The organism is Sporocytophaga myxococcoides (assembly GCF_000775915.1).
GTDB classification, from domain to species: Bacteria; Bacteroidota; Bacteroidia; order Cytophagales; family Cytophagaceae; genus Sporocytophaga; species Sporocytophaga myxococcoides_A.
The window spans coordinates 381,522-399,104 of sequence record NZ_BBLT01000002.1; the positions used below are offsets into that span (position 1 = coordinate 381,522).

Below are 17,583 nucleotides of genomic sequence, written 5' to 3' on the forward strand. Positions count from 1 at the left end.
AGAGATAATAAAGGGAGGTTGTCCATTGGATAACCTCCCTTTTAGTTTATTGACTAAAACTATTTACACCATGAATTATAAAACTTGACAATCAGATCTATATCATTTTCACGATACTCTTTATTTTCTATCTTTTCTATGAGCTTTGGGCAATCGCTAAAATATTCAGGCATATCTTTTTTAAATCTTTTAATTTTTTTTAATTCAGAATTTTCTTTTTGAAGGATAAATCCCTCTGAACTATATGCAAATCCGCTACTCATAGTTCCCGTTACTGAATTATATCCTCCGCCACCTCTCTGCGTATGGAAGTACTTAAACAACTTTAATCTACCATCGATTTCAAGTTTAAGAAATATATGAGACCCTCTTGATAAAGGTCTTCCTAAAAAGAGAGAATTTTCTCTGGATAACATCCTGACATTTTTAAACTCATATTTGAACCTTATTTCTTTTGCATCCTCAGGGCGGAGGACTTTTTTCTTTCCGGTAGAATCAATGTATTTGATTTTCTCTTGAAGGCTTTCATAATTGATATCTAGAGAAAAGTAACCAACCGGAATATCAAAAGTTACATCAATGGTATCATTCTCAAAAAAGATTTTTCCTTTAACTTTTTCGGCAAGTAGCTTTGATGATAAAATCAATGAGAAAACAACTAATAATAATATCTTTTGGGTCATTATATTGTGGGCCTTGTGCCTTATTTAATTTTTAATTTGTTTGAAATGTAACGAAGTTACATTAGCGAAAAATCTTAATTCACTATGTATTAATTATCGGAGACGTAATTGTTTAAGTCATTCTTACATGAGAAAAACAAATAAGGCTTTGAGAGTAAAAGGACTTCTCTCAAAAGATAAAACTTGATTTTATAATAAGTTGTATTTGTAATCTGTTCCTTCAATCTTGTATGTAATATTGGTGAGGCATCTACATGAATGTCAATGTTTAAATGCCAGAGGAGATCTTGAACCACTGTTCGCTCTTTTCTGATTTTAGTTTTCATCAACAGAAATTCCTCATGAGTAAAACATCAGTTTAATTTATTTTATTGAAATTAATAAAGGAGTATAAAATAATAATGGTTATCCTCTTGCACGTAAGTCATTGAAAAATAGAATAAGAAATCTTGCTGTATGTTGAAATGTTATGACCATGCAAGTTTAATTAAATTGCCTGCATTTCAAATCTAAGGAGACCTGAGACAAATGTGCATGTGCATCAATCCAAGGTGGTAAATTTTTATTTGGATTTTCCAGAGATGATTTATTGGTATGCTTTAAGAAGTAAGCTTTGATAACATGGTAAATACTTATCCATTGAGATTGGATAAAATTAAAAAAAATATGAACAATTGTAATTTTCCAAAGTTTTTTTGTTCATGGGTAATTTAATTTAAACTTTTCATAAAAATATTTATATTTTTGGTTTCCTGTTGCCCTACGTAATCTGAGTAGTTCAGGTTTCATGGGGTAGAATTTATTTGTTTTTTTAAACCGCATAAAAAACATAAAACAACAATGAAAAAAAAAGTTTTACTCTTTTTGTCACTTGCCATTCTGGGACAACCCTGGAATGCAAGAAGCTCCACAGTATCAAAGGACGGGACATTTCTCTCGGTTAATCAAAGTTCAAATTCATCACCCACAGTTTCACTGATATCTCCTGCAGCCAATGCGACATTTGCAGTAGGTCAATCTGTTACGATAACTGCAAACGCTTCGGATTCTGAGGAAGCTATCAGCAAAGTCGAGTTTTATCTTGGCTCTATTAAAATCGGGGAAGATCTTTCCAGTCCATATAGCATTACATGGACAGATGTGCCTGCCGGAAGTTATGCCATTACTGCAAAAGCTTATAATCAAAGCGGAGCATCGGCAACTTCTTCAGAAGTGACATTTACGGTTGGTGACAGAGTTAATCTTTTACCTGTTGTTTCAATAGTAACTCCAACTGCCAATACTTCAATTGCTGAAGGAGAAACAATTGTTGTTTCAGTAAACGCTTCAGATCCAGATGGAAATATTGCAAAGGTTGAATTGTTTAATGGTTCCACAAAAATTGCAGAGAGAACAGCACTGCCTTATACTTTCAATTGGGCAGATGCAGTAGCCGGTACCTATACTATTACTGCAAAAGCTACGGATAATGAAGCTGCTGTATCTGTCTCTTCAAACGTAACTATTACTGTTCATTCAGTAGCCCAAGGGATTCCGCCTGTAGTTAAGATTACTTCACCTTCTACAAATTCGACATTTCAGGAGGGAAAAGTGATCACTATCAATGCAGATGCATCTGATTCTGATGGTACTATAACTAAAGTAGAATACTACAATGGTTCTGAGAAAATCGGTCAGGAACTGCTTGAGCCTTATTCTCTATTGTGGAACAATGCACCGGTTGGAACTCATTCTATAACTGTTAAGGCTATTGATAATTCAGGACTTTTCACTATTTCAGATCCGATTACTATTGTAGTGAATGAAAGAAATGCTTTAAAGGAGCCCTATCATGGCACTCCTGCTGAAATTCCAGGAAGAATAGAAGCTGAAGATTTTGACAAGGGCGGACTTAATCTTGCATATTATGATGATACTCCTGATAACAAAGGTGGTCAGTATAGAAAAGAGGAATATGTAGACATCGAAAAATGTGCTGAAGGTGGCTACGACATCGGATTTATGGATATCGGAGAATGGCTGGATTATACTGTTGAAGTAAAAGAGACAGGTACATATGAACTTGGAGTGCGTGTAGGTTCACCGAATACAGGCAAGGTCCTTCATATAGAAATGGATGGCGTTGATATTTCCGGTCCTGTAACTGTTCCGAACACAGGTGACTGGCAGAAGTATGTAACTGTTAAGATTCCAAATATCGAGCTTACAGCAGGTATTCAGACAATGAAAATAGTAATGGATTCAGCAGAGTTTAATTTGAATTATGTTGAATTCAAAAAAATATCAGTGCCAAACCCAACAGTTTCTACTCCATATCATGGAAGCCCTGCAATCATCCCGGGCAAAATCGAAGCAGAAGACTATGATTTAGGAGGTTTGAATGTAGCCTACTATGATGATACTCAGGATAACAAAGGCGGTGCATACAGAGACGATTTTGTAGACATTGAAAAATGTGCAGAAGGTGGCTATGACATTGGTTTTATGGATATCGGTGAGTGGTTAAATTACACAGTACAAGTAGATTCATCAGGTACTTATGAACTGGGATTGCGTGTAGGTTCACCGAATACAGGCAAGGTCCTTCATATAGAAATGGATGGCGTTGATATTTCCGGTCCTGTAACTGTTCCGAACACAGGTGACTGGCAGAAGTATGCAACGGTTAAGATTCCAAACATCCAGCTTACAGCTGGTGTGAAGATCATGAAAATAGCCATGGATTCAGCAGAGTTTAATTTGAATTATGTTGAGTTCAAGAAAGTATCAGCACCAAACCCGACAGTTTCTACTCCATATCATGGAAGCCCTGCGATCATTCCGGGCAGAATCGAAGCAGAAGACTATGATTTAGGAGGTTTGAATGTAGCCTACTATGATGATACTCAGGATAACAAAGGCGGTGCATACAGAGACGATTTTGTAGACATTGAAAAATGTGCAGAAGATGGCTATGACATCGGTTTTATGGATATCGGTGAGTGGTTAAATTACACAGTACAAGTAGATTCAACAGGTACTTATGAACTTGGAGTGCGTGTAGGTTCACCGAATACAGGCAAGGTCCTTCATATAGAGATGGATGGCTTAGATATTTCTGGTCCTGTAACTGTTCCGAACACAGGTGACTGGCAGAAGTATGCAACGGTTAAGATTCCAAACATCCAGCTTACAGCTGGTGTGAAGATCATGAAAATAGTCATGGATTCAGCAGAGTTTAATTTGAATTATGTTGAGTTCAAGAAAGTATCAGCACCAAACCCAACAGTTTCTACTCCATATCATGGAAGCCCTGCGATCATTCCGGGCAGAATCGAAGCAGAAGATTATGACCTTGGTGGCTTGGATATCGCCTACTATGATGATACCCAGGATAACAAAGGCGGAGAATACAGAGCCGATTTTGTAGACATCGAAAAATGTGCAGAAGGTGGCTATGACATCGGTTTTATGGATATCGGTGAGTGGTTAAATTACACAGTACAAGTAGATTCAACAGGTACATATGAACTTGGAGTGCGTGTAGGTTCACCGAATACAGGCAAGGTCCTTCATATAGAGATGGATGGCTTAGATATTTCTGGTCCGGTAACTATACCGAACACAGGTGACTGGCAGAAGTATGAAACCGTTATAATTCCGAACATCCAGCTTACAGCAGGTGTTAAGATCATGAAAATCGTCATGGATTCAGCAGAGTTTAATTTGAATTATGTTGAGTTCAAGAGAGTATCAACTCATCCGATAGTTTCTACTCCATACCATGGAATTCCGGCAGTTATCCCTGGCAGGATAGAAGCAGAAGACTATGATTTAGGAGGTTTGAATGTAGCCTACTATGACGACACTCAGGATAACAAAGGCGGTGCATACAGAGACGATTTTGTAGACATTGAAAAATGCGCAGAAGGTGGATATGATATCGGCTATATGGATATCGGTGAGTGGTTAAATTACACAGTACAAGTAGATTCAACAGGTACTTATGAACTTGGAGTACGTGTAGGTTCACCGAATACAGGCAAGGTCCTTCATATAGAAATGAATGGCGTTGATATTTCTGGCCCGGTAATAGTGCCAAACACAGGTGACTGGCAGAAGTATGCAACGGTTAAGATTCCAAATATCCAGCTAACAGCAGGTGTGCAGGTAATGAAAATAGTAATGGATTCAGCAGAGTTTAATTTGAATTATGTTGAATTCAAGAGCGTCTCAACACCAAACCCAACAGTTTCTACTCCATACCATGGCAGTCCTGCACTTATCCCAGGCAGAATAGAAGCAGAAGACTATGATTTAGGAGGGTTGAATATAGCCTACTATGATGATACTCAGGACAACAAAGGCGGTGAATACAGAGACGATTTTGTAGACATTGAAAAATGTGCAGAAGGTGGATATGATATCGGCTTTATGGATATCGGTGAGTGGTTAAATTACACTGTGGAAGTAGCTTCAACAGGTACTTATGAACTTGGCGTGCGTGTAGGTTCTCCGAATACAGGCAAGGTCCTTCATATAGAAATGAATGGCGTTGATATTTCTGGACCGGTAATAGTTCCGAACACAGGCGACTGGCAGAAGTATGCAACGGTTAAGATTCCAAACATCCAGCTAACAGCAGGTGTGCAGATCATGAAAATAGTAATGGATTCAGCAGAGTTTAATCTGAATTATGTTGAGTTTATTCCTGTAAAGAAACCTTCAGATTCAACAGGAACAGAATGTCAGCTTACAGCAACTCCAGACGCTTCAAAATTTGTAGTAAGAAATTCCTTTGCAGATCAGTATAGCGGAGCAGGTTTAAGTAATGTTGATGGTGCACTTCAAATAACTCAGAGAGCATGGGGGCAATCGTACCTTTATGTGATTGAAAGTGGAAGAAAATATTCTGTAGAAGCAGGAAAAGCGTATACCATTTCATTTGACTTTAAAGATAATGGATCAAATAAAGTTGCTTCTATAGAAACTGGATTCGGTAAATCTATTGAGTGGAATGGTCCGGTAAATGCTCAGCCTTTAACTTCAATTACAGGTACGTTTAACTCTGCTGATTTTGAAAAGCAGTCAGTAACTTTTAACGCACTTTCTACAGGAAGCTATTACTTAGTTGTGAAGCTAAACTGGACAGGTCAGCCTAATGCTAAAACAACTAATTTCATCAAAAATATTTCTGTTTGTGAAGAAATTGCAATGCCTTCTGCAGCAGTAGCAGCGAATCAGGAAATGACTATTGCAGGTCCGAATCCATTTAATGATGAAACACTGGTATATATCCCGTTCGCAGGAAGCGGCAATGCTGAAGCTAATGTAAATATCACAGATGTATATGGAAAACCTGTGACTTCTTATTCTACTCCGTTTGAAGGGCAGTTGCTTCCAATAGGAAAAGGACTTGCTGTTGGAATTTATATTGTTACTGTTTTTTACGAAGGTCAGGTTTACACAACCAGAGTTATAAAGAATTAGTAATGAAATTATAAGTTCACTTTAGTTAAGTTTTATAAGGAACCAAAAAGGGGCTGCCGGAAAAAGGCTAGCCCCTTTTTGCATTTAGGTTGTGTCTTCTTTTATAGAACCCTCTCTCCAGAACCTATTGAAGAACACTGAGGTTTTGATAGGAGAAATAAAAAGCAAAGTATATGATAGATCAGATTTTAAAGATCGCCAAAGACAATTTGGGACCAGTTCTTCAGCAAAAAGAACAACTGAATTCACAGCAGATCGATAAAACTATGGAAGTAGCTGGAGAATCTTTTAATGGAGGTTTAAAAAGTATGGCCTCTTCAGGAAATGTTAATCAACTCTTGAACTTATTTAACGGTAAAAGTGATCCGGAAGGGAAGCAGAATTTCTCTAATTCCATCATGAAGAAATTTGTTCCTTCATTAGCTTCCAAATTGGGCATTGATGAAGCCAAAGCTCAATCCATTGGAAATTCCGTAGTGCCATTTCTGTTGGATAAGTTTTCCACTGAAGGTGGACAGGCAAAAGATAGTGGAGATTTACTGAAAAAGTTCGGAATAGGTGGAGTAGGTTCTATTACAGAAAAAATCGGAGGCTTTTTTAAATAAGAAGAGCTATTTTCAGGGATCTAAAGGAAAATGAATGTTGATTTGCAAATTTAAAAGCAAAGCAACATTCATTTAAAACAATCATCAGATATGTCTTTCTGCATGATAAGACGATCTTACCAATGGTCCGGATTCAACATAATTAAATCCTTTTTGAAGACCTACTTCTTTATATTTTTTGAATTGATCGGGATGAATGAAGTTCACTACACCCAGGTGCATCTTGGTAGGCTGAAGATATTGACCCAATGTTAACACATCCAGTCCATGAGCAAGAAGATCATCCATTGCCTCGTAAACCTCTTTTTCAGTTTCACCTAATCCCAGCATGATCCCGGATTTGGTTCTTTTTCCGAAGTTCTTTATTCTTTGAATCTGTTCTAGGCTTCTTTCATATTTGGCTTGGGGTCTTACAAGTCTGTAAAGCCTCTTTACAGTTTCCATGTTATGCGATACGACTTCCTGACCTGCACTGATCATTCTTTCCAATGCATCCCAGTTTCCTTTCACGTCCGGAATAAGTGTTTCAATGGTTGTCTGAGGAGAAACTTCTTTGATGGCTCTTACTGTCTGATACCAGACCTCAGCTCCGCGATCTTTAAGCTCATCTCTGTTAACTGATGTGATCACACAATGCTTTACAGTCATCAGTTTAACTGCTTCTGCAACCCTTCTTGGCTCATCGGTGTCATATTCGGTAGGTCTTCCTGTTGCTACGGCACAGAAAGAACAACTTCTGGTACAAACATTACCAAGGATCATAAACGTGGCCGTTCCTGCCCCCCAGCATTCGCCCATATTCGGGCAATTCCCACTCTGACAGATTGTATGAAGTTTATGATCATCAACAAGCTGTCTTACTTTTGCATACTCTTTTCCAACAGGAAGCTTTACCCTTAACCAATCAGGTTTGCTTTTTCTCGTTGTTTCTGAGTTGTTTACAACTTCTTCGGCCATTCTATTACTATTTGAAATTTACGAAAAATAAGAAAGATTTTGACCAAATCCTAAGCGCGGACCGGCTTCTCCCTAACAATGCAGATAATCAATTAATTTGGAAAAAGGAAATTATTTCCTTCTTCCGTAAAATATTGTCACGTATAATGAGGTAAAAACAGATTTATTTTGATAGGAGTGATTGATGTCGTCAAGGATTATCATTTTCTGAGGATAAGCCTCTATTAAAGTTCCTATTTCAAGGCCGGATACATTGCTGGTAAAACTTCCGAATTCAAAGCTGATCCCTGCTTTCACATTCAATCCCGGAACTATTTTCATTTGATCAAACCCTGAGAAGATTCCACCTGTGCCCAGAATTTTATTAGTATTTGTATGCTTCTCAGGGTCATAGGGCTCTATCGCAGTGTATGAATCATAATCATACTCAATGGTATATGGCTTAAGGATCCCAAGCGTAAGGCCTCCTGAGAAAACTGCGTCAACCTGCACACCTTCTTCAGGGGCTTTATGGAATAAAATTATAGTTCTGCCATATTGTAATCTCACCGGAAAAAGATAATTTTTCTTTTGCTGTACATAAGGACTACCATTCGAACTTGCATATTTAGCCTCTTTCGGATGTTTTACATTTACAATTTCTACACCGAATGTTTCGTAAATATTGTTCTTTTTTAATCTCGAAAATTTTCCGTTTAATCCACCTATAAATCCGGCATTGGTATTAAAATTCAAGCCTATAAGAAATTCCCTTTTATAGGGTGGTTCCAGCACCTGAGCCTTTGTTTCTGAAAGACTAATAGAAACAAGCATTAGGATATAAAAAACTACCTTTATAAATTTCATTTTAATTAATTTTCTAATTTTAAACTTAACTTAAAAATCAAGTTTTTGGTCTGATGTTTTCAATAAAAAATAAATATCTGGGAGATTTGAGAACCGAAGCGGTTCATCTGAAGTCTGGTAATACAATTATTACTGATGCTCCTCTTGACAATAACGGAAAAGGGGAGGCTTTTTCACCCACAGATTTGGTTTCTGCTGCGCTTTGCAGTTGCATGATGACTATCATGGGAATTACTGCAAGAAAGGAAAACCAGCTAATTGACGGAGTGGAAGCGGAGGTAACCAAGGTTATGACTGCTAATCCGAGAAAGATTTCCGAAATTCATGTAAACTTTACTTTCCCTGCCGGCTTAAGCCTGAGCGAAGAATTCAGAAAGAAACTTGAACACGCCGCCCATACCTGCCCGGTTGCATTAAGCTTAGATCCTGCTATTAAACAGATAGTTACTTTCAATTACTAAGCCGAAAGCTGTTTTTTAATTTCCTCGTAATTTATTCCCATATGTGAGGCATGATAAACACAATTGCCATTTTTAATAATTAACAGTTGCGGTGATTCATGCCTTACTTTAAATACATCTTCAATTTTATTAGAAATGTTTCTAAAGGATAACAAGTCGAGATAAAAAGGTTTAATCCCGTTTACTTCCTCTGGTTTCCAGGATCTTTCAAGGCGATTCAAAGCTGTTGAGCTTATTGAACATCTGGTACTATGCTTGAAAATTACCACAGGTTCCCCGGAGGATAAATCCTTAATATGGTTTAGTTGCTGCTCTTCTTTTAACTCCTGCCATTCCATAATTAATACCAAATTTCAGCTTCTTTTTTATCGTGTCTAGGTTTTCTATCCTTTTTCTTCATATAATTTGCATCCTCAACGCCGCTGTTTCTTCCATATTTCTTCAACATACGTTTTCTGTATCTTTCTTTGGCCTGGTATGAATTTTTAACCTTGCCACCTCTATATACAGAGCTTGGATGCATTCCCTTTTTCTTTCCTCTTACAACAATGTCTCCCTGGTAGTTAGCAATATCCTTTTGCTTCTTCCTTATTTTTCTCGCCTTCTGGTTTAAAGATCTAACTAAGATGTCGCCTTTATAGTTTGCCAACTGTCTGCTCTTCTCTACACGCATGGCTGTGCGCTTCTCAAGAAAATTGTTGGCAAGATCTCCTTTATAATTGGCAATTTGCTTTCCCTGTTTTCTGTCGATTTCTCTTACTTCCACTAAACCATCAGAGTTCCTAGGTCCTTGCATTCTGGACTCTCCTGGAACAATATCCCCCTGATATTTAGCCATTTGTTTGCTAAGCTTACGCTCCTTTTTATGATTTACTACAACATAGTTATCATGAACAGGAGGTTTCATCCTTGATTCTGGCTGAGCTAAGTCCCCCTGGTATTTAGCCATTTGTTTGTTCAGCTTTCGGTCCTTTTTGTCATTAATTATAACGGTTGTACCCGCTGTGTTTCTGGGAGCTTGCTGTCTGGATTCAGTTGGTTTTAAATCTCCTCCTGATCCTTTACTTATGTTCTGTGAAGTCCTTTTTCCTCCATCTCTCGCTTTTACAGTTCCATCTCCGCTCCTGGGAGCCTGTTGCCTGGACTCAGTCGGTTTGGCATCTCCTCCGGAACCTTTATTAATATTTTGTGAAGTACGTTTGCCCCCGTCTCTCGCCTTTACTGTCCCATTTCCACTTTTCGGACCTTGTTCTCTGGATTCTGGGGCTTTAGATTTGGTAGATTTCTTTAGCGATTGTTTATCTGCCTTTCCTGTTCTTTGTTTTACTTTAACAGTTGGGCCCCCATCCGAATTCTGTGAATATGTCATTTGGGGCGTGCTGTAGGCAAACAACAAAGAAAACAGGCAAGTTAAAAGGTACCTGTTTGAATATTTCTGGATAATGTTTGAGCGGATTAAATTCAAGGTCAGATGATTTAAATATGCGTTTTCCTTGGAGCGTTAAGTCTCTTATGCTTTTTCTTGTTTACAAGACCAGTATTCTTATCTATTCTGCCTCTTTTCTTTTTGGCAAGCCTAGGATCTTTCACTTCTCCGCTTTCATTAAACATGCTGAAATCGGCCTCGTTGTTTTTACCCAAACCTGGGCATGGATAGTCCTTTTTCCTGCATCCTGTTCCAAGGATTAAACCTACAAAAAGTACTATTAACGAGAAATAATGTAATTTTTTCACCATTTAATTATAGGATAAAATAAAGAAAACTAAAGTAAGAATCAAATCTTTCAAAAGCAACCCTTTAGCATTTTTAGTAAAGAAGTAGTTCTTGGATCTTCTCTTTCATACGTTTTTTAGGCAGAAAGTTTTCTTCCAAAGCCGGGGAAAATGGAACCGGAGTGTCCAGACTACCGACCCTTGCCACTGGAGCATCCAGGTATTGGAAACATTTTTCTCCAATATAAGCTGCAATTTCTGAAGCAATACTGCCAGTAAGTGTATCCTCAGTTATGACAATTGCCCGTCCGGTTTTCTTAACGCTGTTTTCTACCGTTTCCTTGTCCCAAGGTAATAATGTTCTTAAATCTATTAGATCTGCAGAATAATTTCCCAGGTTTGCCACAATTTCTTTCGCCCAAATCACTGGAAGTCCATAGGTAATAATGGATATATCAGTTCCCTCAGTTACCATTCTGGCTTTGCCTATCGGCTCGGTATAATAACTGTCCGGTATCTCTTCTGAAACAGATCGATACAGGAATTTGTGTTCAAAGAAAAGCACGGGATTGGGATCTTCAATAGATGCATTAAGAAGACCTTTTGCATCATAAGGTGAAGATGGAAAAACTACTTTAAGTCCGGGAGTATGAACAAACCAGGCTTCATTAGATTGAGAATGAAAGGGTCCCGCTGCAGTGCCTGCTCCTGTAGGCATTCTTACTACAACATCTGCATTTTGTCCCCAACGGTAATGAATTTTTGCAAAATTATTGACAATCTGATTAAAGCCGCTGGTTACAAAGTCCGCAAATTGCATTTCTACAATGGCTTTGTAATTGTTGATTGACAAGCCTAATGCTGCACCAAGGACCGCTGATTCGCAAAGAGGAGTGTTGATGATTCTCTTTTTTCCGAATTTTTCAACCAGTCCTTCTGTAACCTTAAATACACCTCCATATTCTGCCACATCTTGTCCCATGAGCACCAGTTTCGGGTACTTTTCCATGCTTTCCCTGATGCTGTCGGAGATTGCATCAACATATCGTCTCTTCACCTTTTTTTCTGATGAAGCCTTGATCATAATCTGGTTAAAGGGTGCATAGACATCACCCAGTTCAAAAGAAGTATCAGCGATTACGGTTGGTGCTTTTGCAACCTGAGTCCATGCTTCATCAATTTCTTTTTTTATGTCCTTCCTGATCTCCTGTAATTCAGAATAGGTTATAACTTTCTGGTCAAGAAGGTATTTTTCGTAGTTGTCTACGGGATCTTTTTGTGACCATTTTTCGAAAAGTTCCTGGGGAACATACTTAGTTCCGGAAGCTTCTTCGTGGCCTCTCATTCTGAAAGTGAGAGCTTCGACAAGGATGGGACGAGGTTTTTGGCGTATACTCGCAGCTGCTGTTTTTACAGCATCATATACTTCAAGGATGTTATTCCCATCAATTTGCAGAGCATCAATGCCATAAGCCGGGCCTTTATCTGTGAAGCTTTTGAACCTGAACTGCTCGTTGTTGGGAGTTGATAAACCATAGCCATTATTTTCGATCATAAAAATTACAGGCAGGTTCCAGACAGCAGCAACATTCAGAGCTTCATGAAAGTCTCCCTCGCTGGTTCCCCCGTCTCCGCTAAATACAAGAGTAGCTTTATTTTTATTTTCAAGCAGGTCAGCAAGTGCAATACCATCAGCCACAGCAAGCTGAGGGCCAAGATGTGAAATCATTCCAACGATATGATGCTCTTTTGAGCCAAAGTGAAAGGAACGATCCCTGCCTTTAGTAAATCCGGAAAGTTTTCCCTGAAATTGGGAAAATAGTCTGAACAAAGGCACTTCTCTCGAGGTGAAGATTCCAAGATTTCTGTGAAGAGGAAGAATATATTCATCCTTTTCCATCGCCATGGCAGCACCAACGGCTATGGCTTCCTGGCCAATCCCTGAAAACCATTTGCTTATTTCATTCTGCCTCAGTAGAATAAGCATTTTTTCTTCTATAAGCCTTGGTTTCAAAAGCCCTGAATAAAGGCTTTTCAGTAAATCGTCGGAATATAATTTCCTATTGAAATTCATATTTTTAAAAAGTAGATTAGCAAAAATAAAGTATTCGTAATTTTCCTGTTATTAAATGGGAAGGTTTTTTTATTTTTCGTCCCCAAATATGATCATTAATGATTAAAGAGGGTTATTGTTTAAAATCAGGAGTGTGAGATGATAGAATATAAGAGTTTTGTGTTGGAAAATGGATTGAAGGTTTTTGTGCATGAAGATTCATCCAGTCCTCTGGCTGTAATTAATATATTGTATAATGTGGGCTCAAAGGATGAGTCGGAAGAAAAAACAGGGTTTGCTCACTTATTTGAGCATTTGATGTTCGGTGGCTCAGTTAATATTCCTTCCTATGACGAGCCCCTGGAAAGGGCGGGAGGAGAAAATAACGCCTTCACATCAACTGATATCACGAACTATTACATTACAATTCCTTCAGTAAACATTGAAACTGCCTTCTGGCTGGAATCCGACAGAATGCTTTCTCTTTCATTTGATCAGAAGACACTGGACATTCAGAAAAGTGTGGTGATTGAGGAGTTTAAGCAACGATATTTAAACCAGCCATATGGAGATGTTTGGTTAAAGTTAAGACCTCTTGTTTACAAAGAACATCCTTATAAGTGGGCAACTATAGGTAAAGAAATCAGTCACATCGAAAGTGCAGAAATGCAGGACGTGAGAGATTTTTTCTATAAGTTTTACATTCCGAATAATGCTATTCTTGTTATTGCAGGTGATATTACTTTCGATTATGCAAAAGCATTGACGGAAAAATGGTTTGGACCTATACCTGCAGGAAAACCTTATTTGAGAAATCTGCCGGTTGAGCCTGTTCAAAAGGAAGAAAGAAGACAGGAAGTGATTGCTGATGTGCCTTTGGATGCTCTCTATAAAGTCTACCACATGCCTGGAAGGAAAGATCCGGAGTATTATTCCTATGATCTTTTGAGTGATATTCTCGGGAGGGGAAAGTCGTCAAGGCTTTATGATAAACTTGTAAAAGAAAAAGAGATATTCAGCTCTATATCCGCTCATGTATCTGGCACGGCAGATCCGGGATTGATTATTATCGAGGGAAAGATCAACGGTAGTTATACATTGGAACTTGCTGAGGCAGAAGTACAGAAAGTAATTGATGAGCTTGTAGCAGGCAATATTTCTGATGATGAAGTAACAAAAGTGAAAAATCAATCTGAAGCATCTGTATTATTCGGTGAAGTTGAATTGCTTAACCGCTCAATGAATCTTGCATATGCAGCGTTTTTAGGAGATCCGGAAATTGTAAATAAAGAATCCGAAATGATTCAGAATGTTACCAAGGAGTCGATTATAGCAGCTGCTAAAAGGATATTCAGGATTGAAAATAGCAGTACTCTTTATTATAGAGCAAAATCAAAATTAAATGAAAATTAAAGTTGGATTTGGGTATGATGTACACCAGCTTGCAGAAGGACGTGATCTTTGGCTGGGAGGTGTAAAGATAGAAGCTAAGTTGGGTTTGCTTGGCCATAGTGATGCAGATGTATTAATTCATGCAATTTGCGATGCAATACTGGGGGCTGCCAATATGAGAGATATTGGCTTTCATTTCCCCAATACAGATCCACGGTGGAAGGGAGCAGATAGTAAAATTCTTCTCAAGGAAGTATGCAGACTGATAAGAGAAAAGGGGTGGGAGATTAGTAATATAGATGCCAGCCTCTCCATGGAAAAACCTAAAATTAATCCACATATTCCTAAAATGCAGGAAGTCCTTTCTGAAGCAATGAATATTCCTCAGGAAGATATATCTATCAAAGCAACAACTAATGAAAAGTTAGGATACATAGGCAGGGAAGAAGGAGCGAATGCTTTTGCAGTAGCATTGATTTATAAAAAGTGATAAGTTAAAAGTCGAAAGTTTAAAGTAAAATGAACTCGATATTATTTCTAAGTTCATTTTACTTTAAGATCAATTGTTGTTTTTAAGCGAAAACCAGCCAGTTTCTCAATGTGATTATTTTAAACTTTAAGCTTTCAACTTTTAACTCTACAAATGCGGTATCGGATCTGCTGATCCGTCCGGATCATTTTTTACAAAACCATCTTTCTTAAAGTTTTTTCCGCGCATCAAAAGAATTCCTGCCATATGAGGGGCTGCCATTGAAGTCCCGCTTATCGTTGCATATCCTCCATTCTTATAGGTAGAAACAATTTTTACTCCAGGGGCACAGTAGTCCACACTTTTTCCATAATTGGAGAATGATGCATATGTATCCGTTGAATCCATTGCTGAAACTGTAAAAATATTTGGATGATTCACTTTAGCAGGTGAAGAGCTGTCTGCACTGATGGCTGAGTTGCCTGCTGCTACTGAAAATACGAATCCTTTATTTGCAGCATTAAGCACTTCTTTGTCAAGAGAAGGAGAGTACCCTCCTCCTAAACTCATATTAATTACATCACCGGCTTTCCCATTCTTCTCAATATACTGAACTGCTGCAATAATATTTGAAATACTTCCTTTGCCCTGTGCATCCATAGATTTTAAAGCAATTACAGTAGCACCTGAAGCAACTCCGACAATTCCGAACCCATTGTCTTTAGCTGCGATGATGCCGGCAACGTGCGTCCCATGTCCATGATCATCATTAACAGTTGTTCCGGAAATAAAAGATTTTGATTTATAAGCATCTACTACCAGATCAGGGTGGCTTAAATCAACTCCTGTATCTATAACCCAGACATACTTTCCGGATCCTTCAGTATGTCCCACTCTATTGGCCCCCCAGCCTGGTGCCTGATATTCCACACGGGCAGGGCAATCGCTGATAGATACAATTTTGTCTTGCTCAATCAATTCAATATTAGGATCCTTTTTTAAGTTTTCAACTTCACTGGATTCAAGCTTAATAGCTACGCCTTTAAGATTGCCATCAAAAGTTCGAAGTATCTTTTCCGGATCAATTCTGTTTGCCCTTAGTACTTTGTGAAAAGCTCTAGTGCCCAGTTTTTCACCTGTCTCAGCATATTTGACTATGTACTGGCCTGGAATTACTTCTCCGTTGTTCAACGCGGATGCTGTAAGGCATTCGTCTTTGTTGTCGTTTGACGGAGGTGTTGTTGGTTTAGCTGGCGTTTGTGTAGTCGGTTCCACTTCTTTTTCCTTTTTGCAAGCTGAAAATAGAAGCGTTATTGCAAGTGAATAAGGAATGATTCTTCTTCCTTTTCTTAAAAGGTTTGAAAACATAGAGGATATTTAAGGTTGATCAGGCCGTGATTCTTCGCCTGAATTATTTATAAACCCTCAACATAATCCTTGTGTGCTATGGTTCAGATGTATGAAAAAATGTAAGGTGAAAGGTTAAAAATTAAAAGTAAAAAGTTTAAAGTTGATAGACAAAGGATTTGTGATGGTTTTTTAATATCAAAAAAAGCGAAGATACTTCTTCGCTTTTTTTGATATTTTTAAAACTAATGATTCTTAAATAATCATTCCTGCACCTACAGTTTCATTGGTAAACTCGTCAACAAGTATTACGCTTCCTGTAGATCTGTTATTTTTATAGCTATCGAAGAACAAAGGATTGGTAGTTCTTATAAGGATTCTTCCTATATCATTAAGTCCGATAGTTTTATCATCTTCTATTTTGTGCAGAGTATTGATATTAACTTTGTAACGAACATCTTTTACAACACATTTAGCTTCTCTTGAAGTATGTCTGATAATATATTTTGCAGCCGGGTTTAACTTTTTATCGTTTAACCAGCAGATCATCAATTCAACATCCTGTCCTGAGGTAGGCTGATTGTTCGGTTTCACAATCATGTCTCCCCGACTGATATCAATATCATCTTCAAGTGTTATTGTTACTGACATTGGAGGGAAGGCTTCTTCTAGTTTTCCGTCAATAGTTTCAATAGACTTAATTTTTGAAGTAAATCCTGAAGGAAGCGCAACCACTTCATCTCCTGGTTTGAAAATTCCACCTTCAACTCTTCCTGCATAACCTCTGAAGTCGTGATACTCCTCGCTCAATGGACGAATTACCCACTGTACAGGGAATCTTGAATCAACATAATTAAGGTCTGAATTGATATTTACATTTTCCAATGTATAAAGAAGTGTTCCTCCTTTATACCAAGGCATGTTTTCAGATTCATCCACTACGTTATCTCCATGCAAAGCAGAGATAGGGATGTAACGGATATCAGGTACAGATAATTTTGAAGAGAAGTCAGAAAACTGCTGCTTGATTTTTTCGAAAACTTCTTCTTTATAGTCAACAAGATCCATCTTGTTAACGCAGATGATAATATGTTTTATCTGAAGCAAAGATGCAATAAATGCATGTCTGCAGGTCTGCTCTACAACACCATGTCTGGCATCAACCAGGACGATGGCAAGGTTCGCTGTAGAAGCTCCTGTTACCATGTTTCTGGTGTACTGAATATGGCCTGGGGTATCAGCGATAATGAATTTTCTTTTTGGAGTGGCAAAATATCTGTAAGCCACATCTATGGTAATACCTTGTTCTCTTTCAGCTCTTAGTCCGTCAGTAAGTAGTGCAAGGTTAACATAACCGTCTCCTCTTTGCTCACTGGTTCTTTCAATGGCTTCCAGCTGATCTTCAAAGATAGATTTAGAATCGTAAAGCAGTCTTCCTATCAGGGTACTTTTTCCATCGTCTACACTTCCCGCTGTGGTGAACCTTAGAAGGTCCATTTCAAGATAGCTATTTTTAGTTTGTGTTTCAGTCATTGCTTTAAGGCTGTTATAATTTCAGTCGGCTAACTGTTTTAAAATTGTACGTCTT

14 protein-coding genes are annotated in these 17,583 nt (G+C 38.1%); 5 read left to right on the plus strand and 9 right to left on the minus strand.

What is annotated here, in order from left to right:
- Window positions 1-59 precede the first annotated feature (59 nt).
- Window positions 60-683 (minus strand): hypothetical protein, encoded by a 624-nt coding sequence (locus tag MYP_RS05910; RefSeq protein WP_045459862.1) that lies wholly within the window; start codon window positions 681-683, stop codon window positions 60-62.
- A gap of 840 nt (window positions 684-1,523) precedes the next feature.
- Between MYP_RS05910 and MYP_RS05920 the strand changes: the two genes are divergently transcribed.
- Both MYP_RS05920 and MYP_RS24780 read left to right on the plus strand, forming a co-directional pair.
- Window positions 1,524-6,152 (plus strand): carbohydrate-binding protein, encoded by a 4,629-nt coding sequence (locus MYP_RS05920; protein ID WP_045459870.1) that lies wholly within the window; start codon window positions 1,524-1,526, stop codon window positions 6,150-6,152.
- Between the two features lie 173 nt (window positions 6,153-6,325).
- Window positions 6,326-6,757: a hypothetical protein gene (locus tag MYP_RS24780; RefSeq protein WP_052429976.1), complete on the plus strand. Its 432-nt coding sequence runs from the start codon at window positions 6,326-6,328 to the stop codon at window positions 6,755-6,757.
- An 84-nt stretch (window positions 6,758-6,841) separates the two neighbouring features.
- Here the strand turns inward: MYP_RS24780 and lipA are convergent, their stop codons facing one another.
- Both lipA and MYP_RS05935 read right to left on the minus strand, forming a co-directional pair.
- Window positions 6,842-7,714 (minus strand): lipoyl synthase, encoded by an 873-nt coding sequence (gene lipA, locus MYP_RS05930; protein ID WP_045459872.1) that lies wholly within the window; start codon window positions 7,712-7,714, stop codon window positions 6,842-6,844.
- Between the two features lie 111 nt (window positions 7,715-7,825).
- Entirely contained in the window at window positions 7,826-8,560 is a 735-nt protein-coding gene (locus tag MYP_RS05935; RefSeq protein WP_052429977.1) for a hypothetical protein, read from the minus strand.
- A gap of 53 nt (window positions 8,561-8,613) precedes the next feature.
- Here MYP_RS05935 and MYP_RS05940 point away from each other — a divergent pair, with 53 nt between their 5' ends.
- Entirely contained in the window at window positions 8,614-9,021 is a 408-nt protein-coding gene (locus MYP_RS05940) for an OsmC family protein (protein ID WP_045459874.1), read from the plus strand.
- Here the strand turns inward: MYP_RS05940 and ytxJ are convergent.
- The 4 genes from ytxJ to MYP_RS05960 form a co-directional block, all read right to left on the minus strand.
- Entirely contained in the window at window positions 9,018-9,359 is a 342-nt protein-coding gene (gene ytxJ / locus MYP_RS05945) for a bacillithiol system redox-active protein YtxJ (protein ID WP_045459877.1), read from the minus strand. The two genes, MYP_RS05940 and ytxJ, sit on opposite strands and share 4 nt — an antisense overlap.
- A gap of 2 nt (window positions 9,360-9,361) precedes the next feature.
- A complete protein-coding gene (locus MYP_RS24785) occupies window positions 9,362-10,390 on the minus strand; it encodes a hypothetical protein (protein WP_052429978.1) in 1,029 nt (342 codons plus the stop codon).
- A 107-nt stretch (window positions 10,391-10,497) separates the two neighbouring features.
- A complete protein-coding gene (locus tag MYP_RS05955) occupies window positions 10,498-10,758 on the minus strand; it encodes a hypothetical protein (RefSeq protein WP_045459879.1) in 261 nt (86 codons plus the stop codon).
- Window positions 10,759-10,828: 70 nt separating this feature from the next.
- Window positions 10,829-12,808 (minus strand): alpha-ketoacid dehydrogenase subunit alpha/beta, encoded by a 1,980-nt coding sequence (locus MYP_RS05960; RefSeq protein WP_045459880.1) that lies wholly within the window; start codon window positions 12,806-12,808, stop codon window positions 10,829-10,831.
- Between the two features lie 138 nt (window positions 12,809-12,946).
- Between MYP_RS05960 and MYP_RS05965 the strand changes: the two genes are divergently transcribed.
- A complete protein-coding gene (locus tag MYP_RS05965) occupies window positions 12,947-14,200 on the plus strand; it encodes a M16 family metallopeptidase (protein ID WP_045459881.1) in 1,254 nt (417 codons plus the stop codon).
- Window positions 14,190-14,669, plus strand: a complete 480-nt coding sequence (ispF, locus tag MYP_RS05970; protein WP_045459884.1) for a 2-C-methyl-D-erythritol 2,4-cyclodiphosphate synthase — start codon at window positions 14,190-14,192, stop codon at window positions 14,667-14,669. The genes MYP_RS05965 and ispF overlap by 11 nt, the downstream gene beginning before the upstream one ends.
- Before the next feature lie 147 nt (window positions 14,670-14,816).
- On the opposite strand, the gene MYP_RS05975 is transcribed toward ispF, so the two are convergent.
- Window positions 14,817-16,016: a S8 family peptidase gene (locus MYP_RS05975; RefSeq protein ID WP_052429979.1), complete on the minus strand. Its 1,200-nt coding sequence runs from the start codon at window positions 16,014-16,016 to the stop codon at window positions 14,817-14,819.
- A 234-nt stretch (window positions 16,017-16,250) separates the two neighbouring features.
- Entirely contained in the window at window positions 16,251-17,528 is a 1,278-nt protein-coding gene (gene cysN, locus MYP_RS05980; RefSeq protein WP_045459900.1) for a sulfate adenylyltransferase subunit CysN, read from the minus strand.
- Between the last annotated feature and the right edge of the window lie 55 nt (window positions 17,529-17,583).